This window comes from Pseudomonas sp. MS646, assembly GCF_036693845.1.
GTDB lineage: Bacteria > Pseudomonadota > Gammaproteobacteria > Pseudomonadales > Pseudomonadaceae > Aquipseudomonas > Aquipseudomonas chlororaphis_E.
The window spans coordinates 5,446,793-5,472,731 of sequence record NZ_CP144763.1; the positions used below are offsets into that span (position 1 = coordinate 5,446,793).

At 64.1% G+C, this 25,939-nt stretch carries 23 protein-coding genes; 5 read left to right on the top strand and 18 right to left on the bottom strand.

The window, feature by feature from the left end:
• Nucleotides 1–7 precede the first annotated feature (7 nt).
• From V3H56_RS24065 to V3H56_RS24120, 12 genes are all read right to left on the bottom strand, one after another.
• Nucleotides 8–706, bottom strand: coding sequence for a DUF1190 domain-containing protein (locus V3H56_RS24065; RefSeq protein WP_042730581.1), 699 nt, complete (start codon nucleotides 704–706; stop codon nucleotides 8–10).
• Between the two features lie 18 nt (nucleotides 707–724).
• A complete protein-coding gene (locus V3H56_RS24070; protein WP_042730580.1) occupies nucleotides 725–1,153 on the bottom strand; it encodes a DUF350 domain-containing protein in 429 nt (142 codons plus the stop codon).
• A 15-nt stretch (nucleotides 1,154–1,168) separates the two neighbouring features.
• The gene (locus V3H56_RS24075; RefSeq protein ID WP_047736362.1) at nucleotides 1,169–1,834 is read right to left on the bottom strand and encodes a DUF2491 family protein; all 666 of its coding nucleotides are present in this window, start codon (nucleotides 1,832–1,834) and stop codon (nucleotides 1,169–1,171) included.
• On the bottom strand, nucleotides 1,821–2,855 hold the full coding sequence (locus V3H56_RS24080; protein ID WP_042730578.1) for an ion channel: 1,035 nt from the start codon (nucleotides 2,853–2,855) through the stop codon (nucleotides 1,821–1,823). The genes V3H56_RS24075 and V3H56_RS24080 overlap by 14 nt, the downstream gene beginning before the upstream one ends.
• A 287-nt stretch (nucleotides 2,856–3,142) precedes the next feature.
• Nucleotides 3,143–3,841, bottom strand: coding sequence for a PspA/IM30 family protein (locus tag V3H56_RS24085; RefSeq protein ID WP_042732433.1), 699 nt, complete (start codon nucleotides 3,839–3,841; stop codon nucleotides 3,143–3,145).
• 22 nt (nucleotides 3,842–3,863) lie between these two features.
• Complete coding sequence (locus V3H56_RS24090) at nucleotides 3,864–4,445, bottom strand: YjfI family protein (RefSeq protein ID WP_123579635.1); 582 nt, start codon at nucleotides 4,443–4,445, stop codon at nucleotides 3,864–3,866.
• Between the two features lie 297 nt (nucleotides 4,446–4,742).
• The gene (locus V3H56_RS24095; RefSeq protein ID WP_042732431.1) at nucleotides 4,743–5,588 is read right to left on the bottom strand and encodes a DUF2135 domain-containing protein; all 846 of its coding nucleotides are present in this window, start codon (nucleotides 5,586–5,588) and stop codon (nucleotides 4,743–4,745) included.
• A gap of 3 nt (nucleotides 5,589–5,591) precedes the next feature.
• Nucleotides 5,592–7,211, bottom strand: coding sequence for a DUF2300 domain-containing protein (locus V3H56_RS24100; protein WP_047736364.1), 1,620 nt, complete (start codon nucleotides 7,209–7,211; stop codon nucleotides 5,592–5,594).
• A 1-nt stretch (nucleotide 7,212) separates the two neighbouring features.
• Nucleotides 7,213–11,781 carry an alpha-2-macroglobulin gene (locus V3H56_RS24105; protein WP_123579633.1) on the bottom strand — a complete coding sequence of 1,523 codons (4,569 nt, stop codon included), beginning with the start codon at nucleotides 11,779–11,781 and terminating at the stop codon, nucleotides 7,213–7,215.
• Entirely contained in the window at nucleotides 11,778–12,416 is a 639-nt protein-coding gene (locus V3H56_RS24110) for a DUF1175 family protein (RefSeq protein ID WP_162489263.1), read from the bottom strand. Before V3H56_RS24110 ends, V3H56_RS24105 begins: the two co-directional genes overlap by 4 nt.
• An 8-nt stretch (nucleotides 12,417–12,424) precedes the next feature.
• Nucleotides 12,425–14,134 carry a DUF2138 domain-containing protein gene (locus tag V3H56_RS24115; protein WP_338473942.1) on the bottom strand — a complete coding sequence of 570 codons (1,710 nt, stop codon included), beginning with the start codon at nucleotides 14,132–14,134 and terminating at the stop codon, nucleotides 12,425–12,427.
• Nucleotides 14,135–14,167: 33 nt separating this feature from the next.
• Entirely contained in the window at nucleotides 14,168–14,956 is a 789-nt protein-coding gene (locus V3H56_RS24120; protein ID WP_042731665.1) for a DUF2135 domain-containing protein, read from the bottom strand.
• 270 nt (nucleotides 14,957–15,226) lie between these two features.
• On the opposite strand from V3H56_RS24120, the gene V3H56_RS24125 reads away from it, so the two are divergent.
• The 5 genes from V3H56_RS24125 (at nucleotide 15,227) to V3H56_RS24145 (ending at nucleotide 21,647) form a co-directional block, all read left to right on the top strand.
• Nucleotides 15,227–16,360 carry a Fic family protein gene (locus V3H56_RS24125; protein ID WP_042731666.1) on the top strand — a complete coding sequence of 378 codons (1,134 nt, stop codon included), beginning with the start codon at nucleotides 15,227–15,229 and terminating at the stop codon, nucleotides 16,358–16,360.
• Between the two features lie 123 nt (nucleotides 16,361–16,483).
• A complete protein-coding gene (locus tag V3H56_RS24130) occupies nucleotides 16,484–16,726 on the top strand; it encodes an exodeoxyribonuclease VII small subunit (RefSeq protein WP_003185917.1) in 243 nt (80 codons plus the stop codon).
• Nucleotides 16,723–17,610, top strand: a complete 888-nt coding sequence (gene ispA, locus V3H56_RS24135; protein WP_042731667.1) for a (2E,6E)-farnesyl diphosphate synthase — start codon at nucleotides 16,723–16,725, stop codon at nucleotides 17,608–17,610. The genes V3H56_RS24130 and ispA overlap by 4 nt, the downstream gene beginning before the upstream one ends.
• A gap of 113 nt (nucleotides 17,611–17,723) precedes the next feature.
• The gene (dxs, locus tag V3H56_RS24140) at nucleotides 17,724–19,622 is read left to right on the top strand and encodes a 1-deoxy-D-xylulose-5-phosphate synthase (protein WP_042731668.1); all 1,899 of its coding nucleotides are present in this window, start codon (nucleotides 17,724–17,726) and stop codon (nucleotides 19,620–19,622) included.
• Nucleotides 19,623–19,766: 144 nt separating this feature from the next.
• The gene (locus tag V3H56_RS24145) at nucleotides 19,767–21,647 is read left to right on the top strand and encodes a TonB-dependent receptor (protein ID WP_042731669.1); all 1,881 of its coding nucleotides are present in this window, start codon (nucleotides 19,767–19,769) and stop codon (nucleotides 21,645–21,647) included.
• Nucleotides 21,648–21,773: 126 nt separating this feature from the next.
• Here the strand turns inward: V3H56_RS24145 and V3H56_RS24150 are convergent, their stop codons facing one another.
• The 6 genes from V3H56_RS24150 to thiL all read right to left on the bottom strand — a co-directional run bounded on the left by V3H56_RS24150 (nucleotide 21,774) and on the right by thiL (nucleotide 25,937).
• Nucleotides 21,774–22,559 (bottom strand): cobalamin-binding protein, encoded by a 786-nt coding sequence (locus tag V3H56_RS24150; RefSeq protein ID WP_047736368.1) that lies wholly within the window; start codon nucleotides 22,557–22,559, stop codon nucleotides 21,774–21,776.
• Nucleotides 22,559–22,978: an MFS transporter gene (locus V3H56_RS24155; RefSeq protein ID WP_338473943.1), complete on the bottom strand. Its 420-nt coding sequence runs from the start codon at nucleotides 22,976–22,978 to the stop codon at nucleotides 22,559–22,561. Before V3H56_RS24155 ends, V3H56_RS24150 begins: the two co-directional genes overlap by 1 nt.
• Nucleotides 22,975–23,592, bottom strand: coding sequence for a GTP cyclohydrolase II (gene ribA, locus V3H56_RS24160; protein ID WP_042729440.1), 618 nt, complete (start codon nucleotides 23,590–23,592; stop codon nucleotides 22,975–22,977). Before ribA ends, V3H56_RS24155 begins: the two co-directional genes overlap by 4 nt.
• Before the next feature lie 109 nt (nucleotides 23,593–23,701).
• On the bottom strand, nucleotides 23,702–24,460 hold the full coding sequence (locus V3H56_RS24165) for a transporter substrate-binding domain-containing protein (RefSeq protein ID WP_042729441.1): 759 nt from the start codon (nucleotides 24,458–24,460) through the stop codon (nucleotides 23,702–23,704).
• Nucleotides 24,461–24,471: 11 nt separating this feature from the next.
• Nucleotides 24,472–24,975, bottom strand: a complete 504-nt coding sequence (locus tag V3H56_RS24170) for a phosphatidylglycerophosphatase A (RefSeq protein ID WP_042729442.1) — start codon at nucleotides 24,973–24,975, stop codon at nucleotides 24,472–24,474.
• On the bottom strand, nucleotides 24,972–25,937 hold the full coding sequence (gene thiL, locus V3H56_RS24175) for a thiamine-phosphate kinase (RefSeq protein ID WP_338473944.1): 966 nt from the start codon (nucleotides 25,935–25,937) through the stop codon (nucleotides 24,972–24,974). The genes V3H56_RS24170 and thiL overlap by 4 nt, the downstream gene beginning before the upstream one ends.
• Nucleotides 25,938–25,939: the final 2 nt, after the last annotated feature.

Sequence of the window (25,939 nt, forward strand, 5' to 3'; positions counted from 1 at the left end):
TCGCTCCTCAGCCGCCGGAGCTCGAACCGCCCCACCCGCTGCGGGCGCTGGCCTTGCTGCCGAAGCCGCCACGGGAGGTGGAGGACGCCACGGAAATCGGCTTGCTGGTGCGAATCGAATCGGTGTAGCCGCCGTAGCGCGCCTGGTTGGACTTGGTGAAGGTCGAGCCCCTGGAAACCCGCTGGGACAGGGTCGAGGACCCGTAGTCACCGCGATCATCGCGATAGCGGTAAACCGGCTCGGAGTAATAGCTGTTGCGGTTGCTGCTCAGCATGTTGCCGATCAACAGCCCGGTCAGCAGGTTGCTGAAGCCCGAGCCGCCCGTGTTCGCTTCCGAGGCCGGCAGTTGGGCCCTGGCCGCGTCCACCTGGGATTGGGTGACCTCGCCATCGGCGCTCAGCTCGAAACCGCCCAGCTTGGGGATGAACTTGCCGTTCGAGTCCAGCTGGCACCAGTCGGCGACGAAGTCGGCATCGCAATCGGCGCGGTTGTCGTACACCGGCGCAATGCGGCGATGCTCGGCCATGGCGTTCATGAAGGCGTCGGAACAGACATCCACCGGCAGCTTTTCATCGACACACTGTTGCACGGACTGGAAGTTGTATTTTTTCTGCAACTGGTAGGTTTTTTCCGTCGGCCCGCAACCGGATATCGCCATGGCGACCGATGCGGCCAGCGAAAGCTGAACGTACTTGCTTCGTTTCATCGCAGGCTCCTGGCGCAATCAGTTCGTGGAAGGCGTCATGCACGCGGCGTTCAACAGGCCGACGCTGATGGCCACCGCGGCGATGTAAATACCAGCGGCGATTTCGCCCTGCTTGATGCGCGCTGAAGCGCCCTTGAGCACCAGGCTGGTCACCAGGAAGGCCAGCAACTGGACGAACGCGGCTATCACTGCCCAGACGATGAAATCGAGCAAGCTGACCGAGTAGGCAATCACGTTGCTGGCCGGGATGGCGAAGCCGATGAGCGCGCCACCCAGGGCAATGGCGGCGGCCACGTTACCCGAGCGGATCAGTTCGAATTCCTTGTGCGGCGTGACGTGGATGTAGATGAACTGGAACAGCGCGAACAACACGGCGGCGCCGAGGATGTACAGAACGAAGCCGAACACGGCGGCTTTGTTCAGGGAAATGGAGAGTGCTTCAAACATGGACGTCTTCCTTATTCAAATGGTGTGCAGGTCTGTGGTGTACAGCGAAATGCCCAGCGAAGTACTCAGGCTGATCGTCCCTTCGGCGTCTTCCTCGACGGAGAACAACAGGAACTCGCGACGATCCGTCAGACCGGTGTCGCGGGCGTACAGCATCGAACGGTGCTCGACGGTGTAGGACTCATCCGGGTTGCTCACGCGTTCGCTCAACGCCACCAGCTCGGTCTGGCCGTCCTCGGTGCCCCATTCGCGGGTGTATTCGACGCCGTCATGGGTGTAAGTCGGCAGGCCGATCAAACTCTGGGGGCCGGCCAACCGACGCAGCTCGGCTTCGCTGTTAACCGTGACGTAGCTTACGTAGTTGAACAGGATCACCGATTCGACCTGCCCATCCACCGCGCCACTGGTGTGCACTTGCAGCCAGTAGTCTTCGTCGTTCATATAGAAACGCGCCAGCCAGTTCGACTGACCCAGGTCGACGACGCTCATGCTCCAGATTTCCTGGGCGCCTGGGATGATCACGGCGCTGTTGCCGTCGAGCAGCAACTTCAGCGTGCTGTCGAACATCACGCCCTTGCCGCAGGCCAACCCCAGCGGCCCGTTGGCAGGCAGGGCCGCGCTTGTGGTGTTGCTGTTCGCGTTCGGGGCTTCGAGCCCCATCAACTGTTTAAACCATCCCATTGGAGATGTCCTTGAGACGTGTGGAAGCAATGTAGAAGAGTTCGCCACCCTCGACGCGCGTGGCGCCGGGCGGGTTGATCGACGGGTGCTGGGCACCGATGGCGCGGTAACCGATCAGCGTAGCGTTATGTTGCTCTTTCATCCGCGTGTACAGCTCGCCGAACGTGGTTTCGAAACGTTCGGGCAGTTTCATCAGGTACTGGGTGGCGCCCTGGCCCACGCACAGCAACTCGTTGATGATCACGGACGAGCCCGGGTCCTGGGAGGCGCGCACCAGCATTTCAATCGCCATGCTCGACGTGCATTCCAGGCTGGGCGCGTAGGCGCTGGCGAGGGCGGCGATTTCGCTGTCGTTGAAGTGGGCGACCACATGCCCGGCCGGGCCGAGCTGGTTGACCGCCAGCACCGTGGCGAGGGTCAGGTCGTCGGAGTGGGTGCGGACCAGGACGCGCTCGGCACCGGGCACGCCGGCGCGCCGCAACAGTGCGACGGAGGACAGGCTATCGCCCTTGATGAAGGACGCCTGGCCGGGCATGGGGTTTTCTTCGAGGTCGCAGTCGCAAATGACGATCAGGTTGTCGTTGGACGTTTCGTCCTGCAGCAGCAACTCAATGACCCGCTCGCTGGAGGCCCCTTCCCAGCCGATGAGAACGGTGTGTCCGACGGTACCGGTGAAATCGCCCTTGCCCTTCATGCCTTTTCTCCATACATCGATGACGCTGCTGGTGGTCTTGCCGATGGCCGCCGTCAGCAGCGCGATGCCGCCGAGCATGACCCAGGTCGCAACGAAAATCCGCCCCGCCGCGGTCTGTGGCGACAGGTCGCCGTAGCCGACGGTGAGCGTGGTGGTGAGATAGAAATAGATAAACGTGGCGGCGGCGATCAGGTGCTGCTCGCCCAGCAACACCAGGCCGATCCAGGCCGTGGCCAGGTGCACGCCCACGGCCATGACCAGGCCGGCCCAGCCGAAGCGCTGGAAGAACGACGATGCGTAGGCACGCAATAAAAGGAAAATCGACATCGTGTCCCTGACTCCGTGGGGCTGATTCCTGGCGACGTCATCGCGCTGGCGGGTGAATGCCTGAGCGTAGTGACCGGACAGCATTAAACCTGTTGCGAAGCGTGGATAAAAGTACCTGCGTCACAATTACATCCAGGAGCGCCGGACAAGATTGTGGCGAGGGAGCTGGCTCCCGCTGGGGCGCGAAGCGGCCCCAAAGAATGGGACTGCTGCGCAGTCCAGCGGGAGCAAGCTCCCTCGCCACAGGTTTTGTGCTCGGCCTGCCTTGGTTGTTCAGCCCGAACAGATTACTCCGCCGATTTTTTCTTCAGGCGTTCCAGGATCGCATTGGCGCTGCCTTCGTTCGGCGTGATGCCGGCCTCGCGCAGCTTGCGCTCCAGGTCGGTGCCAGTGGAGGCATCGGCCAGTTCGTCCTGGGCTTGCAGCTCAGCCGCACGCTGCTGCTGCTTGGCTTGCAGGCGATTCAACGTGCCGACGGCGGTTTCCAGCTTGCCGTTGGCACCGCCGCTGGCGATGGAGGCGCTGACCTGGGCCTTCTGCACGCTTTCCCGGGCCTTGGCCATGTCCACTTGCTGGCGCAGGCTCTTGATCCGGCTTTCGGCCTTTGTGATGTCCTTGCGCATGTTCTCGGCATAGCCACCGAATTCGGCCGCCTGCTTCTGCTCGACGTCCAGTTCGTTGGTCAGGGTCGAAATGGCCTCGGCCACTTCCAGCGCCAGGTCTTCACGGTTGGCCTGGATCGCGGCCAGGGCCTTGGACTCCAGGTCCTTGATCTTGGCGTTGTATTCGCCGACACGGTCGGTCGCCAGCTTGTGCTTGGCCATGATGGTGACCAGCTCGCGCCGGGCGTTGGCCAGCGCGGTGTCGGCGTCGCGGATTTCCTGATCGAGGATGCGCAGGGCCTGTTGATCGACGATCGCTTCGCCGACTTCGCTGGCACCGCCACGCAGCGCGGTGAACAATTTGCTCCAGATGGACTGAGTCATTGGATAGGTTCCTGTCGGCGAATTAGATGAAGAAGCGTTCGAAGGCTTCGCTGGCACGCTGGACGTTGTCGACCAGGGTCTTGACCTCGGTGACGACGTTGGTCAGGTTGGACCCTGCGCTCAGCGCACCAAACATGTTGTAGACGACTTGCCCGTTGGGCATGGTCTCGATGCCGATCGAGGACAGCGGGAACATTTCCCGACTGCGCAGGACGGCGTCGTTGAAGGCCGTTACGTCGTTGATCGACTCGATGTCCACCAGGACGGTATCGACGATGATCTGGTCGCCCACCACCGCAATGTAGATGGGCAGGCCCCCGAAGTCGTTCATCTCCAGCTTGATGCTGGACTCGGAGCCTTGGACGAGGGAGAGGGTGATTTCATTGGCAACCACTTCATCCAGTGCCTGCAAGGCGCTGTAGAGGCGATCGATGTTCCAGTTGTTACCTGCGCTCATGTAATCCTCCGTCATGATTGAGCCCGCCAGAATCGGCTGGCGTAGCTGTTTCTCCATCTGCTTGAGCAGGCTCCGGTTTTCCGGAAGCACCCAAGTTTCATGTTTCACATACCCGGCGGCACTCAGGCCCGCGCGCATCTGCTTCATGTAGAAGCTCGACGGTTTTTTCGCGGCAGGCTTGGAGCGCTCTGCGTCGCGGCTCGCCGAATCTGCTGGAGAGCTGTTTGGCATGGTGCTGACCCCACTGTGAAAAACTCACGCGTGAGAAACACTACAGGTAACGTTCACAACCCTCAATAGCTCACGCGTGAGATTTTTCACACCTGCGCACAGCCATTGAAACACCCTGTGGGAGCGAGTTTGCTCGCGAAGGCGTCAGGCCAACCAACGCCTTGGCAGCTGTTGCACCGCTTTCGCGAGCAAGCCCGCTCCCACAAGGAGGCCCTACGGATAACTGAAACTCTTGACCAACGTCAGCTCGCCCACCGCCCTCATCGGCACCACGAAGGTCTCGATTTTTTCGCTCGGCGTGCCTTCCTCGGTGATCACCGTCACCTGCGCGGTGGTCAGGGCTTGCACCGCTTCGGTGCCGCCGCTTTCCCCGCCCTCTTCACCTTCGTTCTCGTCGGCGATATCACGGTAACCGCCGCCGTAGTAGTTCACGTACACCAGGTACTGGCCCTTGATCGGTGCAGGCATCGAGAAGATTTCCGGGCCATAGCCGGTGGTGACGTCGACGTCGAGGGCCGCGCCATTGGGGGCCACGCGGTCGCCGTACCAGATGTGCGCTCCGTCGGGCGTGACGAGGTGCAGGTCCAGGTCGGTGCCGTCGCTGTCCCAGGTCAACAGCACCCGCAACTTGGCCGGGCTGGCGCCGCCGCTGGTGTGGAGAAACTGCGTGCGATGGCGATGTTGGCCATCGGGGCTGCGCACTTCGACGCTGTTGCTGCCATTGGGGAAGGAGAACGGCCGGTCGAAACGGCCTTCAGGGTCGAGCTTGAGCGGCATGCTCACGCCGTTGACGATGAGCTTGCCCGGCTCGCGCTCGCCCTTGGGCGCTGCGGCGATCTGGCCGGTGATGCGCGCGGTGGCGGCCTGCCCCTGGGGCGTATTGACCGACGAGGCCGGGTAGTTGACGACCTGGCTGTAGTTTTCGCCATCACCGCCCGGCGCGCCGCTGCGCCAGCCGCCGATCGGGGTATCGAGCTTGACGGGGTCGGCGGCGTAGGTCGATGGCAACGCGGTCAGGGCGCAGAGCAACAGCAAGACCTGTGGATAACGGAGTGTCATGGTCTATTCCAGCAAGAGGTGACGGGCGAGCCCTTCGATATAGTCTTCGTCCTGGCCGTTGGGATGTGCTTCAAAGGCCAGGTGCAGGTATTCATGTGTCAGGTCGAGGCGGTCTTGCAGCGACAGCACGCCGCGCACGTAGATGCGCTGGCGCTCGCGGTCGACATAAGGCCGGCCGAAGGCAACGCGGCAGACGGCGAAGGTGCTGATCTCGTTGTAGCCGACTTCGCTTTCCAGGCGCGAACGCCAGCCCCGCCGCTGCTTCAGCAGCCAGTCCTGGGCCGCGGGCAGCGCCTCGCAGGACGCCACCGGATTGTCCCAGCGGCTGAGGCTGGCGCGGGGGTAGGCGTGCAACAGGATGGCGTCGTAGCGCTGGCCGGCGTTGGCTTGCTCCACCGCTTGCAGCCAGGACAATTTGTCCGGGCCGGCCTGGTCGGAGTGATAGGTCACGTCGGTGCCGGCCAGCACCAGGTCGCTAGTCCAGGCTGCGATGGCCCGGGTTTCGGGGGCGGCCGGGCGAGGCGCGACACGCTGGCGGTGGCTGCTGTCGTCAATGCTCAGGCAGTCGCCATGGCGCTGGGCGTTCTGCAGCAGGTAGGTGCGGATCGCCACGGCCAGCGCCTTGGCGGCCTCGGCGGGTTCGGCCTTGGCTTCGCGTTGCAGGACCCGGGCGACGTACTCCTCCCGATCCAGTCGCGCGACCAGCTTGCCGGGCGTCAGGAACAGTTCGCCATCGCTGTGGATATCCAGTTGGTTGCCGTTGACGAACTCGACCCGGTAATCACCTCGCAGTTGCCCCGGTGTGGCCGGACGGTCGCCGGACAGCACCCGCTGCAATGGATAGCGGGCAAACAAGCCCACCTCCACGCAGCGCCCGGTTTCCGCCGGCCAGCGGGACGGCAGCGCCGCCGCCAAACCCCCGCCATAGACCTTCAGGACCTGCTGGCTGGTGCCACGCCCACCGGCCCAGACGGGCGTGCCGTCCACCAGCCAACCGGCGAAACCGCCCTGGCGCGATGCAGGGCCTTGGTCGCCCAGCCAGCTCCAGGTCTTGACCCGCAAGCGACTGCCCAACTCGCCCACCAACCGGCCGTCCGCCGCATTGAGCACCACGTCCAGCAGCACCCGGCGCGCCTGATCCTGGGCCGGCAAGGAAGCCAGGGCCTTGAGCAGCTCGGCGACCGGCACTTGGGTCTGGGGTTGCAGGGTCGGCAGGTCCAGCAGCCAGGCCGGTGCCTGGCGGGTTTGCCAGTAGTCACGCCAGCTGGCCGCCGAGAGCCCGAGCCGCTGCGGCTCGAAGTACAAGCCGCAAGACTTCACCAGGGCCTGGTCGCGGCCGATGCTCTGCCCGGCATTGCAGCAATAGACTTCTTCCTTCGATTCACCGCGACAGGCATAGGCCGGCTCGCGAGCATCGGTGTCCACCAGCCAGGCGTAGACGAATAGTTTCCACAGGCTGCCCAACGGTGCCTGCAAGGTGTCGGGCAGCGGCTGGCGATCCAGCACCTGCGCCGGGCTCACCCGCAGCAGTTGGCCGTCGAAGGCCAGGCGCAGCGGCTCGTCCTGCGCCGTTGCCAGCGCAGGAATCAGGCACAACAGACACCAGGCCAGCCGCCTGCGCATGTCAGTTGACCGTGACCTGACCGAGCGCCGGTTTCTGTTCCCGCGCCTGATTCTGCGGCGCGTAGACCTGGGTGAAGCGCACCGGCGGCAGGTTGAACTGGCCCTTCTGGGAGAAGCGCACCAGATGACGCAAGCGCAACTCGCCACTGAGGGCATCCACCGGCACCGCGTAGGCCATCTGGCCCGGCTCGAAGCGCGCCTTTTCCAGGGCCGTCGGTTCGCTGTCGGCCTTGCCCACCAATTGGATGCCCCACGTGGTGCGCTCCACATCGGCGCCCGGCGGCAGCGGCACTTCGAGCATGCCGTAGCGCAGCGGCGTCGGCGCCTTGCTGTTGATGATCACTTCGTCCAGGTACAGGCTGTCGCTGGACAACGGTTTGTTGCCCACCGGTTCGAGCTTGAAGGTGAACGCTTCGTCGCCCGGCACCAGGCGTGACAGGCGACGGGTGATCGAGACGGCCATCGATGCCACGGGCGGTTGCTGGCTCTGGAAGCTCAGGGCTGCTTGCAGCGGACGTTCCTGGGCACCGTTGAGGGCCAGCGAGGTCGGAACCTGCGCGCCCTGCCATTGCCAGTAGGTTTCACCGGTGGCGCCTTGTCGGGCTTTCCAACCGTCACCCGGCGTCAGCGTGACCGCCGGCGCAGCTTGTTCGATGCTGCGTTGCAGCCAGCTCAAAACCAGGGCCCGCTCCAGGGTCGACTGTTGTGGCAGCACTCGCTCCAGCAAAGCCTTGGCGCGAGCAGGGTCAAAGGCTTGCAGCGACAGCACCAGTGCCTCGGCAAACGGTGCGGAACTGACCGCCAGTTGCTGCTGCGCAGCGTCCACCTGGCGATTGAACGCCTCTGGCAACGGCATTTTCAGCTGCCTGGCCAGGGACGCGGCCAAGACGCGGGCGCTCGCCAGGCCCAGGGCCGAATCCGGCGCGTTCATGACCAGGCTGTCTTCACCGCCGTCCATCACGCTGTCGGCACCCGCGCCACGGGCCTTGGCCAGGTCGTCCATCAGGCCGCTGAGCAAGGTGTTCACCGGCAGTTGCATCTGCTTGGCGAACGACAGGATCAGCGCCCGCTGCAACAGCGGCGTATCACCGGCCTGCTTGGCGTAGACCTCCAGCACGCGCTGCCAGTGTTCCGGCGGCAGGCTGATGTCCAGGGCCTTGCTGGCGTACCAGTCGGCGTAATAGGCATAAGCGGTCAGGAATGCATCCGGCTCACCGTCCTGGCCCCACCAGGTGAAGCTCGCCGACGGCCCGGCCATCTGCACCAGGCGCAGGCGACTGTTTTGCATGATCAGGCGCAAGCGGTCACGGGTCTGGGGGCTCGACGCCAGGCTCGGGTACGCGATGCTCAACGGCAGCAATTGGCTGGCCGTCTGTTCGACGCCGCCATAGGGGTAGCCCAGCAGATCGTCCAGGGCCGACCGGAACAGCGCTTGCGGACTGTCGTCCAGGCGCAGGCGGATATCGCTGGCGTCGGCCGGCAGGTTCAGCGGGGTATCGCCGCCCGCCACATCGACGCGCTGGCCCTGGGTCACTTGCCAACCGCTGCCACTGGCGTTCAGGTTCACGGCCAGGGCGTCCTGCGTCTCGCCGTTCAATTGCAATTGGACACTCAGGTCGCCGTTGCTCAGTTCCATGGCCGGCAGCGCCACGTAGTTGATGCCTTTCTTCAGTTCCGCCACCAGCCGTTGTTCAGCGCCGGCGTAACGGATCAACAACTCGGCCTTCAACGGTTTCTCCGACTGACTGAAGGCGAACAGGCCCAATTGCGGCTTGTCGCCCGCGCGGAAGCGGGTCGGGCCGCTCCACTTCAGGTACAGAGGTTTTTCCGAAGCGATGAATTGTTTCTTCTGGCCCACCTGGCCATCGTCGGCGATGGCCCGGGCAGTGATGCGCCAGCGGGTCAGGGAGTCCGGCATCTTGAAGGTGAAACGGGCCTTGCCGCTGGCATCGGTGACCAGCTCCGGCTGCCAGGCAGCGGTGTCGACGTCTTCACGACGCGGGCGCTCCAGCACCTTGACGCCACGCTCGCTGCGGTTGGCCTTGCCCGGTGCGCCTGGGCTGCCCGGCAATGCCACGTCGTAGCTGATGAACGACAGGCTGGCGCTGGTGCGCACGTTGTTGCGCCGCGGGTGGTAGAAGAACTGGTCGATGGTCGGCGCCACTTCCGGCTGCAGGGCGTAGACCATTTCGTCCACCACGCTGACCGTCAGGTGCGCCGGGATCGCCTTGCCGGCGAACTGGGTGCTCAGGTCAACGGTGACCGTATCGCCCGGCCGGTAGCTAGTCTTGTCGGTGACGACGGCGACGTCGATCTGCGGCGTGACCACCTTCAGACCGGCGTTCTGGAAGCTGTACTGGCCACCCTTGGTGTAGAGCACCGAGAACGTCATGTTCGGCGCAAAGGCGTCCTTGACCGGGATGCGCGCGCGATACTGGGTCTCGCTGAGCTTTTCCATCTTCAGCCAGTCGCCGCCCTTGGACAGCAGCGCCGTGGCCTCGACCTTGTCACGTTCCAGGGACAGCAGCGCATCGCTGACCGGCTCAGGGAACGTGATCAATGCCAGGGCTTCGTCGCCGGTCTTGTACTCGGCTTTATCGAGGACGATCTCGACAGTGCCCGGCACGGCCTTGATGCCGTCGCCCGTCACCGCATGGGCGGTGGCGCCGATGACCCGGCCGTGTTCGTCCTTGAGGGTCAGGTTGTAGGTACCGGGCCGGTCGAAGGTCAGGCTGAAGCCTTTGTCCTTGGCCGTCAGCTTGCCGTCGCCGGTGCTCTGGTCTTCCAGGCGCACCCAGGCGTAGCTGCCCGGTGTCACGGCTTTGCTTTGCTCGCTGCCACCTACGTTGGCGTAGCTGAACGCGACCTTCTCGCCGACCGCACTGAAACGCTGGCGGGCGCCCAGGCTGAAGTTCGCCGCGCCGCGGTCGATCAGGATTTCCTTGGTGGTCTTGACCCGATACGCCGCGCCATCGCTGGCGAATACGGTGAGGGTGTAGCGGCTCGGCTTGTCGGCGGCCGGCAGGTCGAGGGTCGCGTTGCCCTTGTCATCGGTGGTCACTTCGCTGCTGGTCAGTTCTACCGGAAATTGCCCCAGGTATTGCAGCTCGTTGTCCACCATCGACAGTTGCTGGGCGCGCAGGCTCAGACTGACCTTGGCATTGACCACCGGCTTGCCATCCGGGTACAGCAACACGAGGTTGCCCTTGACCGGTTCGCCCGTGCGGTAGTCCTGCTTGGCCAGGTTCAGGGCGATCTCGAAGTGCGGCTTGATGTATTCGGCCACACGGAAGGCGCTGCTGTAGAGCTGGTCCTTGTAGCTGAAGCGCAGCTCATAACCACCGGCGACGGCGTTTTCCGGCAGTTGGAAGCGGCCTTGGGTCCCGGCCTTGGAATCGAGCTTCAGGGCCAGGGTCTGCAAGGCGGTGCCGGTGGCATCCAGCACGCTGACGTTGACGTCGGCGGCCGTCGGCTGCACCGAATCACGGGCGTTCTTGAACTCACGACCGACGATCTTCAGCGACACCCAATCCCCCGGACGGTACAGCGGCCGGTCCGTGAAGGCGTAGAGCTTGGTGTCATAGATTTCGCTGTCGTAGTAGAAGTTTTCCGAAACGAAGACCCCGCCCTCCTCGTCCTCGCCAATGACGAACGAACGCTCCGGGCTCACGTGCTTGAGGCGCAGCAAGCCATCCTCGTCGGTGGCACCGCTGCTCATCACGCCCAGGCCGTCGGTCCACAGCACGTTGACCTTGGGCACCGAGCGCCCCTCATGCTTGCGCGCGGCCCAGACCAGCAGTTCGTCGCCGGCGATCTTGCTCACCGCCACGGTGTTGGAAACGAAGACCATGGTGGTGGCCCGGTACTTGCCGATCAGCGCTTCCACCAGGTACAGGCCTGGTTTCAATTGGCCCAGCGGCACGTAGACGTTGCCCGGGGCGACGCTGACGAACTCACTGGACGAGCCTGCCAGGTTGACCCCGGCAGGCGGCTGGATCGGCTTGGCTTGCCACAGCGGGTAACGGAACTGGCTGACCACCGGCAGTCCCGGGATCAAGGCAAACTGGGCCGGTGCGTCGTACGGCGTCGGCGCGACCAGGGCGTCGCCGATCTTCAGCTCCGGCACTTCTTCGGTTACTTGCTGGCGAGACTCGTAGGAGAACGCCCGCTGCATCACCCGGCGAGACTTGCGATACCAGTTGTCCCACAGGTACGCGAGGGTGTTCGACAAGCCTTCGCCCTTGAACTGACCATCACTGACCACGCGGTGCAGGTTTTTCTGGCGCTTGAGGAAATCCAGCGGCTTGTCGATACGATAGACGCGGATGTCGGCACCGCCATAGGGCTCCATGCGGAACCGGCGGTAGTCGCGGCCCGGCGCTTCGAGGCGAACCATGGCCTGTTCGTCGCTGGCGAAACTGCTGTCGGCCAGCAGGAAGAAGCTCTCGCCGGACACGGGCGTGTAGCCGCTGGGCTCCACCGTGTCTTCGGCGTTGACGACAGGTGCCAACAACAAGGCAAACAACAGGGGTAGTTTCGAACACAAGCGCAGCATGCGGGCACCGGTCATTGGGAGAGAAAGTTGAGTCGATAGACGCCGATGAAGTTGGGGTTGGCTGCGTCGGGTATCCATCGGGTGTCCTTCCAGTTCATGAGTTGTTGCAGGCTTGCGGAGCGCATGCCGTTGTCGGTAGGGGTGGTGGTGCCGGTGTGATAGGCGATGTAGCGGCCCATCCAGATCATCAGGTGCTGGTCGTCGCCCTGGTCGAAGAACATCAGGTCGCCGGGGCGGGCCTGGGCGACATCGCGCCCCACCAGGCGACTGTTGAACTGGATCAGCTTGATGGCGTTGACGTAAGGGCCGACCTTGCCGCCGCCCTGCTGCCATTGCTGGGCGAGGCGGCGCTGCGCATCGCTCAACGGCAGCTCAGGTGGCAGGTAGCGGTTGGACAGGCCATTGCTGCGCAGCCATTTGTCGTCGTGGACCTTCAGCGCCTCGTTGGCGGCAAAACGCACCAGCCCGGCACAATCCTGCTGGTACCAGCGCGGGCTCGGGCCCCGGGTCAGTTGCTCCTGGGCGATGCGCACGAACCAGGCCCGAAAGACCTTGGACTGCTCCACATCCAGCGCCGGCGTCTCGAGCGCGAACGCCTGCCCCGCCAGCAACAGCGCCAGCAGCAACACCCACGACCGGGGATTGCGCATCCGTGCGGTCACAGCGATTTCCATTCCAGCGGCAGCCATTGCCAGTGACCGTCCGGCTCACTGCCGGCCGGCAACGTCAGGGCGTACTTGCCGTAGCCACCGAGGGTGCGCAGCTTCGGAATCAGATAGGTTTGCGCGGCGTTGTAGAACACCGGCTCCATGTCCTGGGGCAGGCTGTCGAGGGTTTCGTGCTGCATCAACTGCGCGATGGAGTCCGGGCCGAAATAGATCGGCATCAGCAGGTCCTTGGGCACCACGTCAGCCATCGGCGGGAAGCGCTTGTCGAGGGTGCCGAGGGCCTTGTCCACCAGCTTGTCGTCCAGGGAAAACAACAGCGTCGAACCGTGGCGCGCCAGGCTGACCCGCATGAACGCCTTGCCGGTGATGGCGTCCGGTTGCAGCGAATCCTTGGCCAGGTAAGGACCGAAGTTGGAACTCACCTGCCGTTGCCACTGGTGCATCGCGCCTTCCTGCTTCTCGACCACCGGGAAGGCGTGCTCAGCGACATTGTTTTCGTAGGCGCCCACCATCGAACCGAACAACTGGCCCAGATCGGCGTCGAGCTTGCCGTCGTCTTCGTTCAGGCTCACCACCAGCAACGGCGTGTAAAGACGCGAATCGGCGTACCAGCACAGGCCGGCCGCGCCGGTCACGTGGTCGATCATGGCCTGGGCGGCCTTTTCATCGGCGCCAAGTTTTACCAGCAGCGGCTTCTGGGGCGCAGCCGCCAGGGGCAAGGTCACGCAGGCGCTGGCGCCCATGGGCATGGCTTGCCAGATCGGCTTGAAGTCGAAGTCTGGCTGGTTTTCCAGTTCGTCCATGGCCAGGAAGCTGTGCCAGCCCTTGTCGTCCATGTCGAAGCGCAGCCCGGCGAAATTCGGGATGAACCGCTGGTAACCCATGGCGAGTACGCTGGCGTTGACCGAAATGCGTTGCTTGACCTCCGGTGCCTTGGCCGGCAGACCGAAGGCTTCGGGGAAGAGTTTGTCGCCGTTGAGCAGGGCCGCCAGGGCGGTGGTCGACACACTGCCGCGCTCCTCCGATGGGCCGTTGGCCGGGTCGTAGAGCTTGGTCGGGTTGGACAGCACCACCAGCTTGTCGCCATGGGAGGCGAAGACCAGGGGCTTGCTGGCGTTGTAGGTCAGTTGATAGAGCGCGACATCGTCGCCGCCGACCCGCAGGTCGCTGAGTTTGCTCAGTTGCGTATCGTCCAGGGCAACCTTGGCCAGCGGCTCCAGCACCTTGGCCAAGCCACCGCGGTCCATCACCAGCAGGAAATCCTTGAGGCGACCATCGGCCCCACGCCACAGCGCGACATCGGCCGGCTGGTCGAACAGTTCCTCGATCAGGCTGTCCTGCAACTTCAGGTCATGCTCGTAGATGATCCGGCGCAGGCTGCCGATCAGGCCGAGGCGGTCGGCGTGGGCTTCGTAGTAGAAAACGAAGTCTTCGGTGAGCGTGGCCTTGAGGAACGGCACCGCCAGCAGGTCCTTAGGCAACTGGCTTAGGGAATGGGCCTCGAGCAAGCCGTCGGGGCGGCTCAGGCCGAGTTTCTCCAGGGCCAGCGCCGTGGGCGGCGCCTTGGGCTTGTGCATGAACCAGCCCAACCCGGCGGCTACACCGGCCACCAGGCACAGCCCGATCAGCAACGCCGGCCAGCGACGCGCAGGTTTAGCGACAGGTGTCGCAGTGGTCGGGGAAGCAGTGTTGTCGCTCATATTCACAAGGGCCTGTTCATCCGTGGAGCGGAATTAGTAGTTGAAAGTCTTGACCAGCAGCAGATCGCCAATGGCGCGCAGGGGCACGACAAAGGTCTCGCGTTTTTCGTCGACGGTGTTTTCGTTGAGCACCAGGTTGATCTGCGAGGTGATCACCTCGTTCTGGTTGCTGCCTTCATCGAAGTTGTAGCCACCGCTGCCGTAGTTGCCCCAATAGTTCACGTAGACCAGGTAGGTGCCGTGCATCGGCGCGGTCATGGTGAACATTTCCGGGCCGGGGCCATCGACGCCATCCGGGTCCAGGCCGCCGCCGTTGCTCAGCGCAGGCTGGCCGAAGAATGCATGTTGGCCGTCCGGTGTGACGATATGCAGATCCAGCTCGGCCTTAGGATCGTCCCAGCCCAGCACCACCCGGATCTGTGCCGGGGTGCGCAGGTTGTTGGCTTCATAGAACTGCACCCGCTTGAGCGACCGGCCCTCGGAACTGCGCACCTCGACGCTGTTGGAACCGGCGCCAAACGCATACGGCCGGGCGAAACGCCCTTCGTCGTCGGTATAGAGGTTCAGTGGATTGCCGTTGACCGCCAGGCTGTGGGGTTGGCGCATCGTGCCCATGGCCTTGATCTGGCCTTCGATCATCGTGCGATTGCGCTGCACGCCCCGGTCGATGGGGGGCGTGGGGTAGGCAACCTGGGGATTTTCCGTGCGATCGAGCAGGCCACTGTAGCGCCAGCCGCCCACCGGCTCGGACATCTGCGCCGAAGGCTGCGCCCACGCCAAGGGTGCGACCACCAACGCGATCAACAGTGTAGGAAAACGCATGTATGCCTCCTGCCATGCACAACGCAACCTGGCGCCCTTCCCCGGCGCATTTTTTATCATTTATCAGGTTTCGTCCGAAAGCCCGCCATACGGGGGCTGTAGATGGCGCGAAGGTTAGCGATTCGGCCAATGATTCACAATCGGGGAACGCGCGATTCTGTGTGGGAAATCACGGACTGAGCAATGCGTGAGCCGATTAGCCGTCCTATTCGGCTCACAAAATGAGCCGAATAGCGTTACTATTCGGCTCATCACTGTCTGGACAGACTCATGACACCTCACTGGATCTGGCAACAGCCCGATTGGCCCGACTTTCGCTGGCAGCCCGAAGCATTGGCGCCCTTGCTACGTGAATGCGTGCAAGCCCAAGGCCAACTGCTGGGCATGACCGGTGCCGTCACGACCTCGCTCAACGCGCAGAACGAGCTGGATGCGCTGCTGCAAAACATCGTGACCTCGTCGGCCATCGAAGGCGAACAACTGAACGTAGGGTCGGTACGCTCGTCCCTGGCCCGGCGCCTGGGGCTCGAATGGGCTGACGACAATCCGGTCAGCCCGCGCAGCGAAGGCCTGGCACAACTGCTGCTGGACGCAACCCGACATTTCAATCACCCCCTGACGGTCGAGCGATTACTGGAGTGGCATGAGTGGTTGTTTCCTGAGCAGGCCGCTTTTACTCACCGGCAGATCCGCGTCGGCGCGTTGCGCGGCGAGGAACCGATGCAAGTGGTTTCGGGCAGGCTGGACCGCCCCACCGTTCATTTCGAAGCGCCGCCTCGACAAGGCCTGGAACAGCAACTGCAAACGTTCATCAACTGGTTCGAGGCCAGTCGTCACCAGGCTGGGCTCGACCCTCTGCTGCGTGCCGGAATCGCCCACTTCTGGTTTGTCACCCTGCACCCGTTCGATGATGGCAATGGTCGCCTTACCCGTGCCCTGACTGACCTTGCACTGGCCCAAGGCGAACCCCAGGCGATTCGTTTCCACGCCATGTCCGTGAGCATCCTGGACAACCGCGCGGGCTATTACCGTGTCCTTGAACACTGCCAGAAAGCCACGTTGGACATTACCGATTGGCTCATCTGGTTCCTGCAGACCCTGTTGCGCAGCCTGCAAAAAGCCATGTCGCAGATCGAGCGAGTGCTGGGCAAGGCACGGTTCTGGCAAGCTCATCGCTCGTCAGCAATCACCCCAGAACAGACCAAGGTACTGAACCGATTACTCGATGGGGGTGAAAGGGGTTTCGAGCAGGGAATCAGCGCCGCTCAGTACCAGGCCGTGGCCAAGGTATCGAAGGCGACGGCAACCCGACACCTGGCGGAGTTGCTGGAGAAAGGTTGCCTGCAGCGCCTGCCAGGAGGTGGGCGCAGCACTCGATACAACATCAATTACCCAGAGCCGTGAGATCGCCTTCGCGGCAAGGGAATCCATCCCCGCCGGAGCGCGAAGCACGCACCCCCTGATTTGCCCCAACCCCCCATGTCTGCTAGTGTCGCGCCGGTTTAACAGTCAACCGGAAGCGCCGCCATGGCCCGTAAAAAAGCAGCACTGGATTTCGAACAATCTCTGGCCGACCTGCAAACGCTGGTCGAGCGGCTGGAGAACGGCGAATTGTCGCTGGAAGACTCGCTGACCGCCTTCGAGCAGGGTATCGGCTTGACTCGCGACTGCCAGGCGGCGCTGGCCCAGGCCGAGCAGAAAGTGCAATTGCTGCTCGAACGCGACGGCGAGTTGACCGAAGAGCCTTTCGACGCGGAACAACCTGAATGATCGCCGCCTATCAGGCCAGCAGCCAGGCCCGGGTCAATGCTGCATTGGACACCTTGTTCAGCGCTCCGAGCCCGGAGCTGGCGCGGTTGTACGAAGCCATGCGCTACAGCGTGATGAACGGCGGCAAGCGTGTCCGCCCGCTGCTGGCCTATGCCGCCTGCGAAGCGCTGGGCGGCGAGGCTCGGCAGGCCAACGGCGCGGCGTGCGCGGTGGAGCTGATCCACGCCTACTCGCTGGTCCACGATGATCTGCCGGCCATGGACGACGACGACCTGCGTCGCGGCCAGCCCACCACGCACAAGCAATTCGACGAAGCCTGCGCGATTCTCGCCGGCGACGGGTTGCAGAGCCTGGCCTTCAGCGCCCTGCTCGACCCCGCCCTGAGCGATTGCCCGGCGCAGATCCGCCTGGACATGGTCAGTGCCCTGGCGCTGGCGGCGGGCCCTGCCGGCATGGTCGGCGGCCAGGCCATCGACCTCGGTTCGGTGGGCCTGAAACTGGACCAGGACGCGCTGGAATACATGCATCGGCACAAGACCGGTGCGCTGATCGAGGCCAGCGTCAAGCTGGGCGCCCTCGCCAGCGGTCGGGCCACGCCGGAGCAGTTGCACGCCTTGCAAGCCTACGCCCGAGCCATCGGCCTGGCGTTCCAGGTGCAGGACGACATCCTCGACGTCGAAAGCGATACCCAGACCCTCGGCAAACGCCAGGGTGCCGACATCGCCCGCGACAAGCCGACTTACCCGGCCCTGCTCGGCCTCGATGCCGCCAAGGCCTACGCCCTGGAGCTGCGCGACCAGGCCCTGGCCGCGCTGCGACCCTTTGACGCGGCGGCCGAGCCGTTGCGTGAGCTGGCCCGCTATATCGTCGAACGACGCAGCTGATACGGGGTCAACCCTTCAGACTGCGTATCGGCCAAGTTCCGGCCAACGCGTGGGCAGCTTGCGATGCATAAGGTAAACTGCCGCCTCTTTCTATACCTATAACGATTCGCCTGATGCCCACGACGTTTCAAGAGATTCCCCGCAAGCGCCCGACCACGCCCCTGCTGGACCGTGCCAACACGCCGGACGGCCTGCGCCGGTTGGGTGAAGCCGAGCTGGAAACCCTGGCCGATGAGTTGCGCCTGGAACTGCTCTACACGGTCGGCCAGACCGGTGGGCACTTCGGGGCCGGCCTGGGCGTCATCGAGCTGACGATCGCCTTGCACTACGTGTTCGACACCCCGGACGACCGGCTGGTGTGGGACGTGGGGCACCAGGCCTACCCGCACAAGATCCTTACCGGCCGTCGCGAGCGCATGGGCACGTTGCGCCAGAAGGACGGCGTGGCGGCATTCCCGCGCCGCTCCGAGAGCGAATACGACACCTTTGGCGTCGGCCACTCCAGCACGTCCATCAGCGCCGCCCTGGGCATGGCGATTGCCGCCCGCCTGCAGAACAGCGACCGCAAGGCCATTGCCGTGATCGGCGACGGCGCACTGACCGCCGGCATGGCGTTCGAGGCGCTGAACCACGCGCCGGAAGTCAACGCCAACATGCTGGTGATCCTCAACGACAACGACATGTCGATCTCGCGCAACGTCGGTGGTTTGTCCAACTACCTGGCGAAGATTCTCTCCAGCCGTACCTATGCCAGCATGCGCGAAGGCAGCAAGAAGGTCCTGTCGCGCCTGCCCGGTGCCTGGGAAATCGCCCGGCGCACCGAGGAATACGCCAAGGGCATGCTGGTTCCCGGCACGCTGTTCGAAGAACTGGGCTGGAACTACATCGGCCCCATCGACGGCCACGACCTGCCCACATTGATCGCCACCCTACGCAACATGCGCGACCTCAAGGGCCCGCAGTTCCTGCACGTGGTCACCAAGAAGGGCAAAGGCTTCGCCCCGGCGGAAGTCGACCCGATCGGCTATCACGCCATCACCAAGCTCGAACCCCTGGACGCACCGGCCGCCGCCCCGAAAAAAGCCGGCGGACCGAAGTATTCCGGCGTGTTCGGCCAGTGGTTGTGCGACATGGCCGCCGCCGATCCGCGCCTGGTGGGCATCACTCCGGCCATGAAGGAAGGCTCGGACCTGGTGGCGTTCAGCGAACGCTACCCGCAGCGCTACTTCGACGTGGCGATTGCCGAGCAGCACGCCGTGACCCTCGCCGCCGGCATGGCCTGCGAAGGCGCGAAACCGGTGGTGGCGATCTATTCGACCTTCCTGCAACGCGGCTATGACCAATTGGTGCATGACGTGGCGGTGCAGAACCTCGACGTGTTGTTCGCCATCGACCGTGCCGGCCTGGTGGGCGAAGACGGTCCGACCCACGCCGGCAGTTTCGACCTGTCATTCCTGCGCTGCATCCCCGGCATGCTGGTGATGACCCCGAGTGATGAAAACGAGCTGCGCAAAATGCTCACCACCGGCCACCTGTTCAATGGCCCGGCGGCGGTGCGCTACCCCCGTGGAACCGGCCCGAATGCGCCCATCGAAGCCAACCTCGACCCCATCGAGATCGGCAAGGGCGTGATCCGTCGCCAGGGCCGGCAAACCGCGCTGCTGGTGTTCGGCGTGCAACTGGCCGAAGCCCTCAAGGTCGCGCAGACCCTGGACGCCACGGTGGTGGACATGCGCTTCGTCAAACCCCTGGACGAAGCACTGGTCCGCGAGATCGCTGCGGGCCATGAACTGCTGGTGACCGTCGAGGAAAACGCCATCATGGGCGGCGCCGGGGCAGCGGTCAGCGAGTTCCTGGCCCGGGAAAACCTGCTCAAGCCGGTGTTGCACCTGGGCCTGCCGGACATCTACGTCGAACACGCCAAGCCTGCCCAGATGCTGGCCGAGTGTGGCCTGGACGAGGCCGGCATCGAAGCCTCGGTGCGCCAGCGATTGCAGTTGCTGGGGTTGTAACTCAGACCACCACCGAACCCTGTGGGAGCGGGCTTGCTCGCGAAGGCGGTGTATCAGTCAATATCGAATTCGACTGACACACCGCCTTCGCGAGCAAGCCCGCTCCCACATTGGTTGCGTGAAGCACACATGATCGGAACACCCATGAAACTGCGCCTGGCCCTCACCCTGTCCCTACTGCCAACCCCCGACCTGCTGGCCGACACGTTCGAGCGCGAGCAGGCACTGAAGCTGCCCGACATCGTGATCAGCGCCAACCGCCAGGTCGAGGCGCGAAATGACAGCAGTGCCGCCAACACGGTCTTCACCCGCGACGACATCGAACACTTGCAGCCGGCCAGCGTCAGCGACCTGCTCAGTCACGTGCCGGGGGTGCAGGTCGCGCCGCTGGGTGGACGCGGCAGCCTGCCGGGGATCTACATTCGCGGCACCAAGTCGGCCCAGAGCCTGGTATTGGTGGACGGCCAGCGCATCGGCAACGCCACCTCCGGTGACAGCAACCTGCAACGGCTGAATATCAACCAGATCGAGCGAGTGGAAGTACTGCGGGGCTCGCGCTCGGTCCTCTATGGCGCCGATGCAGTGGGCGGGGTCATCCAGATCTTTACCCGTCGAGGCCATGAACAGGGCCTGCAACCGCGCCTGCACCTGGGCGTCGGCAGTCACCAGACCTGGGAGCGCAGCCTGGGGCTGTCCGGCGGCGATGAACAGACGCGCTTCAACCTCGGCGCCAGCCTGGACGAATCCGCCGGCACCAATCGGACCCACACCTCCTACGCCAGCGACCGCGACGACGACGCCAACCGCAACCAGTCGCTGAGCCTGAGCCTGAGCCATGCGCTGGCAGACAACCTGGAAGTCGGGCTGAATCTGCTGGATAACCGCGGCAAGAGCGAATACGACAACCCGTTCGGCCGCTTTGACCCGGCGACGTTCGAATCACTGCCCCAGCAGCCGTACAGCGAGTTTGCCGTGAGCAGCTTCAGCAGCTACGTGGATGGACGCATCAACGACACCTGGAAATCCCGCCTCGAAGTGGGCCACAGCGAAAATCGAGAGAAGACCTTCGACAAGCTCAGCGATGTCCGCGAAGTGTTCAACACCTACCGCGACTCCGTGACCTGGCAGAACGACGTGACGCTGGATGAGCACAACAGCCTGATCGTGGGCGGCGATTGGTACGAGGATCGGGTCAACAGCAGTACATCGTTCGACGAGGACAGTCGCTGGAACCGCGCCGCGTTTATCCAGCACCGCTATCAGGCCGAGGCGTTTTCCACCGAATTGGGCCTGCGACGCGACCAGAACCAGCAATTCGGCGGCCAGAACAGTTGGAGCGGCACCCTCACCCTGCCGGTTTCGCCGGGCAACGACCTGTTGCTGACCTACAGCGAAAGTTTTCGCGCGCCGACCTTCAACGACCTGTACTACCCGGACTACAGCAACCCGAACCTCACCCCCGAGACCGCCAAGAGCTACGAACTGCAATGGCGCAGCCAATTGGGCGAGGACACCCGCCTGGAGACCTCGCTGTATCGCACTGACCTCAAGGACGCGATCATTTTCGGCAGCCAGTCACGCCCGCAGAACGTCGCCTCGGCGCGGATCAACGGCGTCGAAATGGCTTTGATGCAGGATCTGTTCGGCTGGCAGGGCAACCTGGCCGTGGCCGTGATCGATCCACGGGACAGGGACAGCGGCCACACCCTGGCCCGCCGCGCCCGCCGGACCCTGAGCCTGGATCTGGACCGTTCATTCGACCGACTGAGCCTCGGCGCGACCTGGCAAGCGGTGAGCAGCAGCTATGACGATGAGAACAACCGCCATGCGCTGGGTGGTTATGCCCTCCTGGGCTTGCGCAGCGGTTGGGCGCTGAGCCGGGAAGTGAAACTGGAGATGAAGGTGGATAACCTGCTGGACAAGGGTTACAGCCGGGCGCTGTATAGCCATGATGGGGCCCAGTATGGGTATCGGGAGGAAGGTCGGACGTGGTTGTTTGGGGTGACCTGGACACCGTCACTCTGATCCAGAGCTTGTGGTGCCTGGACTGGCCTCTTCGCGGGCAAGCCCGCTCCCACAGTTGATCGATGTTGTCGCTCAAGACGCGGTCAGCTGTGGAGCGAGCTGGCTCGCGATTGCAAGCGCCGCGGTCTATTTGTCCGGCGCAATCAATTCACACAGCCGGGCCGTCGCCTCGATCATCTGCCCACTGGGCCGCTCCAGCCCCTTGTCGGTCACCCGCAGCAATCGCCCTTGCGCCACCGGCCAGGCTTTCCAGGCATCGAGCTGGGCCTGTTCCGTGGCCAGGATCGCCTGCGGCTTGCGCTGCAACACCGACTCCACGCTCACTTGCGGCGCCGGCAGGCTCAGGTCGGCGAACACATTGCGCGCGCCGCACACCGCCAGGGCATCGCTGATGATCTGGCCACCGCCCACGGTATAGAGCGGCCGGTCCCACACCTGATAGAACACCGGCAGCGGTGGCTCGCGCCGGTAGCGTTGGCGCAGGCCCTCCAGGCGCTCGCGCAACTGCGCCGCGCGTTGCATGCCCCGTTCCGGCCTGCCAAGCTGCGCGGCAATGGCTTCGATTTGCGTGATCAACTGGTCGAGGTCGTGGGGGTCGACCACATGGATGGCGATGCCCAGGCCCTTGAGCTGCTCGCGCTGGGCCGGTCCGACGCTGCCCGGCCAGAGCAGGAGCAGGTCGGGCTTGAGGCTGAGCAAGCGCTCCATGTCCAGTTGCCCGTAACGCCCTACCGAAGGCAGGTTTTCCAGCACGGCGGGACGCTCACCGCCGTCCAGCACGCCCACCAGCAGGTCGGCGCAATCGAGCTCGACAACGATTTCCGATAACGAAGGCGCCAGGCTGACCACCCGTGGGGCCGCAACCGCCGAGGCACTGACGGCCAGCAGCACAACCGCCAGCCAGCGGTGCATCAGCCGAGTTGACGCGGGATGCGGTACAGGTAGAACAACACGGCCGTGGACAACGCCAGCAGCATCAACGGCACCGCTTCGAGGCCGACGAACACCGCCAGCGCACCGACCCAGGCCGGCAGCGCGGCGACCAGGAGCGCCGCACGCCGACGGGCCGCCAGGCTAATCCAGGCTTGGGGCTCATCCGCCGTGTCGAGGGCTTTCTGGGTGGCGATCAAGGCGTTCTTGTAGGGCCCGAAGAAACGCAGGCTGACAAACATCGACGCCACGCCCGCGATGAACAACGGCATCGCCAGCACCGGCAGGATCGCCTCGCCCTGGCCGAACACCGCGTTGATCACGAACAGCGGCAGCAAGGCCAGCGCCAGGTACTGCCACCACGTGACGGACAGCCGCCGCCGGACCTGACCACGCGTCACGCCCGGTCGACCTCGCCCTGGTGCTCGTTGCCCATCATGTGGTCGAGCTTGCTGGCCTTGGTCGCCAGGTAGAGCTTGTTGTGGGGGTTATGACCGGTGTGCAGCGGCACGCGCTCGGCCACCACGATGCCCATGTCGGTCAACGCCTTGACCTTGCGCGGGTTGTTGGTCATCAACCGCAAGGACGTGACCCCCAGGTGCTCGAGCATCGGCTGGCAGATGCTGTAGTCGCGCATGTCGGCGGCAAAGCCGAGGCGCTCGTTGGCCTCGACGGTGTCCGCGCCGCCATCTTGCAACTCATAGGCGCGAATCTTGTTCAGCAGGCCAATGCCCCGGCCTTCCTGGCGCAGGTACAGCAATACGCCCCGGCCTTCGCGGGCAATCGCCTGCAAGGCCGCTTCGAGTTGCGAACCGCAATCGCAGCGCTGGCTGAACAAGGCATCGCCCGTCAGGCATTCGGAATGCAGGCGGCCGAGCACCGGTGCGCCGTCGGCGAAATCACCCAGGCTCAGCACGACGTGCTCGCGGCCGGTGGCTTCATCGAGAAAACCATGCATGGTGAATTGCGCAAAGGGCGTTGGCAGCTTGGAAGCGGCAACAAAAACGACAGGCACCGGTGTGCTCCTGATCTAGTACTGGAGTTTCGCAGAGGCGGGCATTGTAACAGCACGTCAAGACAGACGCTTAGGCTGAATTGTCGGCCATAACCATCGAAAAGTTTGATTACGGCTTCGGTGGATTGCCATTCTCGTCGAACGGATAGGGTTGTTTCCAACGCTCGAAGATCGGTTTCAACTTGCCGCTCTTGACCAATACCTCCATGCGCCGGTCGAACAGCGCGCGCAAGGCCCGGCCGTTCTCGTTGTTGGCAAACCCCAGGTAGAGCGGCAGGTTGATCAACGGCGAGAGCTTGTACTGCTGGGGATTGTCGGCCTTGGCGAGCACCTGCTGGATCTCCATCAGCGCATCGATATAGAAATCGGCACGATCATGGGCAAGCATCGGCAAGATCCCCACCGCCCGGTGAATTTCGTTGTAACGCCGGATGTTGGGCAGGTAGCTGTTGTATTCGTAGCCACGCATCCACACCAGCCGGTAGTTACCGACGGTGGTCAGCGTTGGGGACGGCTTGGAAGCCAGCCCAAGGGCATAGATGTGATCGACGTCGTAGTGCCAGTGAGGGTAGAGCAGGCCTTCGGTTTCATCGCGGTAGGCGCCCACCTGTGCGTCGACTTCGCCGCGCTGCACCAACCCGATGGAGCGGGTGTACGGCACGCTGCGGATCTCCAGCTTGACGCCTTCAGGCTCGAACACCTCGCGCAGGATGTCCCAGGCCATGCCCTGGCCATCGGCCTGGGTGTAATTGGCCCACTCCTCGCTGGCCGCGCGGATCTTGCCCGGCAGCGGCGCCGGGTCGGCCGCCCGCACGCCGAGGCAGGCCCCCAGACACAGCAACAGCAGTAGTGCGCGGCTGACGCCCATTCCTGGCTCCCTCAGGTGAAACACCACACCAATCCTTGCATTGCCAGCCAGGCAAAGACCCCGGCCAGGACATCGTCGAGCATGATACCGACGCCTCCGTGAACATGCCGGTCGATCCAGCGGATCGGCCATGGCTTGAGGATATCGAAGAAGCGAAACACCAGGAAACCCATTACCAGCCAGTACCAGCCTTCCGGCACCAGCCAGAGGGTGATCCACATGCCGACCATTTCGTCCCAGACGATGCCTTCATGATCGTGCACCCGCAGGTCATCCGCCACTTTGCCACAGAGCCAGAAGCCAAACAGCATGGTGAGGCCCAGCATCAGCCAGTAGCCCCAGTCCGGCAACATCTGCCACAACGGTATGAAGGGTAGCGCAACCAGCGAGCCCCAGGTGCCCGGCGCTTTAGGCAAGGTTCCCGAACCGAAGCCGAAGGCCATGAAATGCCAGGGATTGCGCCAGACCGAGGGCGGAACGAACTCCGCCGGGACCTGGTTGGGATGATCTGTCACGGTGTCTCCCGAAAATGTTGGTAGCCCCGGATGTGCGGGGTGATGTCCTGTCCATGGCGGTCGACCAGCGAAACGCCCTCGCCTGCCGCTACGCAGCCGATCACATGGATCGGCCAGCCTTCGGCTTGCAGCGCCGGCAACCCGGCTGGCGGCAAGGTAAACAGCAACACGTAATCGTCGCCGCCACTCAGGGCCGCATCCGTCGCGCCCGGCATGCCAAGGAACGCCACTAAAGCCTTGGACAACGGCAGGCGGTCCCGTTCAACCTCAATGGCCACGGCGGATGCCTGGGCAATATGCCCGCAATCGGCCAGCAGGCCATCGGAAATATCCATTGCCGCGCGGGCCTTGCCCCGCAGCGCCAGGCCCAAGTCGATCTGCGGCCGGGGCGACCAGTAGTGTGCCAGCAGGGGGGCGGCGACAGCGGTTTCGGCGATGCGCTGGCCAAGCACCAGCGGCAAGGCGCCAGCGGCGTTGCCCAACTCGCCGCCGACGCAGAGCAGATCGCCAGGTTGCGCGCCGCCACGGGTCAGGGCCTGGCCGGCAGGCACTCGGCCAAACACCGTCAGGGTCAGGCTCAACGGCCCTCGCGTGGTGTCACCGCCCACCAGCGTCACGCCACAGGCCTGGGCCATCTGGTTCAAGCCGCGGGCATAGGCCCGCAGCCAATCGGCGGTCACCGTCGGCAGGGTCAGGGCAAGGGTAAAGGCAACCGGAGTGGCGCCCATGGCGGCCAGGTCACTGACCGCAACGGCCAGCGAGCGCTGGCCGAGCAGGAACGGATCGCAGGGATCAGGGAAGTGCACACCGGCCACGAGGGTATCGGTGGACACCGCCAGTTGCTCCCCAGCAGGCACAGCCAGCAAGGCGCAGTCGTCGCCGATCCCCAGCGCAACGCCCTCGCCGCCCTGCGCACAAGGCGCGGCGGCGAAGTAATTACGGATCAGCTCAAATTCGCCCATAG

Coding starts and splice junctions, on each gene's coding strand:
- V3H56_RS24065 (WP_042730581.1), bottom strand. CDS start 706: ATGAAACGAAGCAAGTACGTTCAGCTTTCGCTGGCCGCATCGGTCGCC.
- V3H56_RS24070 (WP_042730580.1), bottom strand. CDS start 1,153: ATGTTTGAAGCACTCTCCATTTCCCTGAACAAAGCCGCCGTGTTCGGC.
- V3H56_RS24075 (WP_047736362.1), bottom strand. CDS start 1,834: ATGGGATGGTTTAAACAGTTGATGGGGCTCGAAGCCCCGAACGCGAAC.
- V3H56_RS24080 (WP_042730578.1), bottom strand. CDS start 2,855: ATGTCGATTTTCCTTTTATTGCGTGCCTACGCATCGTCGTTCTTCCAG.
- V3H56_RS24085 (WP_042732433.1), bottom strand. CDS start 3,841: ATGACTCAGTCCATCTGGAGCAAATTGTTCACCGCGCTGCGTGGCGGT.
- V3H56_RS24090 (WP_123579635.1), bottom strand. CDS start 4,445: ATGAAGCAGATGCGCGCGGGCCTGAGTGCCGCCGGGTATGTGAAACAT.
- V3H56_RS24095 (WP_042732431.1), bottom strand. CDS start 5,588: ATGACACTCCGTTATCCACAGGTCTTGCTGTTGCTCTGCGCCCTGACC.
- V3H56_RS24100 (WP_047736364.1), bottom strand. CDS start 7,211: ATGCGCAGGCGGCTGGCCTGGTGTCTGTTGTGCCTGATTCCTGCGCTG.
- V3H56_RS24105 (WP_123579633.1), bottom strand. CDS start 11,781: ATGACCGGTGCCCGCATGCTGCGCTTGTGTTCGAAACTACCCCTGTTG.
- V3H56_RS24110 (WP_162489263.1), bottom strand. CDS start 12,416: ATGCGCAATCCCCGGTCGTGGGTGTTGCTGCTGGCGCTGTTGCTGGCG.
- V3H56_RS24115 (WP_338473942.1), bottom strand. CDS start 14,134: ATGAGCGACAACACTGCTTCCCCGACCACTGCGACACCTGTCGCTAAA.
- V3H56_RS24120 (WP_042731665.1), bottom strand. CDS start 14,956: ATGCGTTTTCCTACACTGTTGATCGCGTTGGTGGTCGCACCCTTGGCG.
- V3H56_RS24125 (WP_042731666.1), top strand. CDS start 15,227: ATGACACCTCACTGGATCTGGCAACAGCCCGATTGGCCCGACTTTCGC.
- V3H56_RS24130 (WP_003185917.1), top strand. CDS start 16,484: ATGGCCCGTAAAAAAGCAGCACTGGATTTCGAACAATCTCTGGCCGAC.
- ispA (WP_042731667.1), top strand. CDS start 16,723: ATGATCGCCGCCTATCAGGCCAGCAGCCAGGCCCGGGTCAATGCTGCA.
- dxs (WP_042731668.1), top strand. CDS start 17,724: ATGCCCACGACGTTTCAAGAGATTCCCCGCAAGCGCCCGACCACGCCC.
- V3H56_RS24145 (WP_042731669.1), top strand. CDS start 19,767: ATGAAACTGCGCCTGGCCCTCACCCTGTCCCTACTGCCAACCCCCGAC.
- V3H56_RS24150 (WP_047736368.1), bottom strand. CDS start 22,559: ATGCACCGCTGGCTGGCGGTTGTGCTGCTGGCCGTCAGTGCCTCGGCG.
- V3H56_RS24165 (WP_042729441.1), bottom strand. CDS start 24,460: ATGGGCGTCAGCCGCGCACTACTGCTGTTGCTGTGTCTGGGGGCCTGC.
- thiL (WP_338473944.1), bottom strand. CDS start 25,937: ATGGGCGAATTTGAGCTGATCCGTAATTACTTCGCCGCCGCGCCTTGT.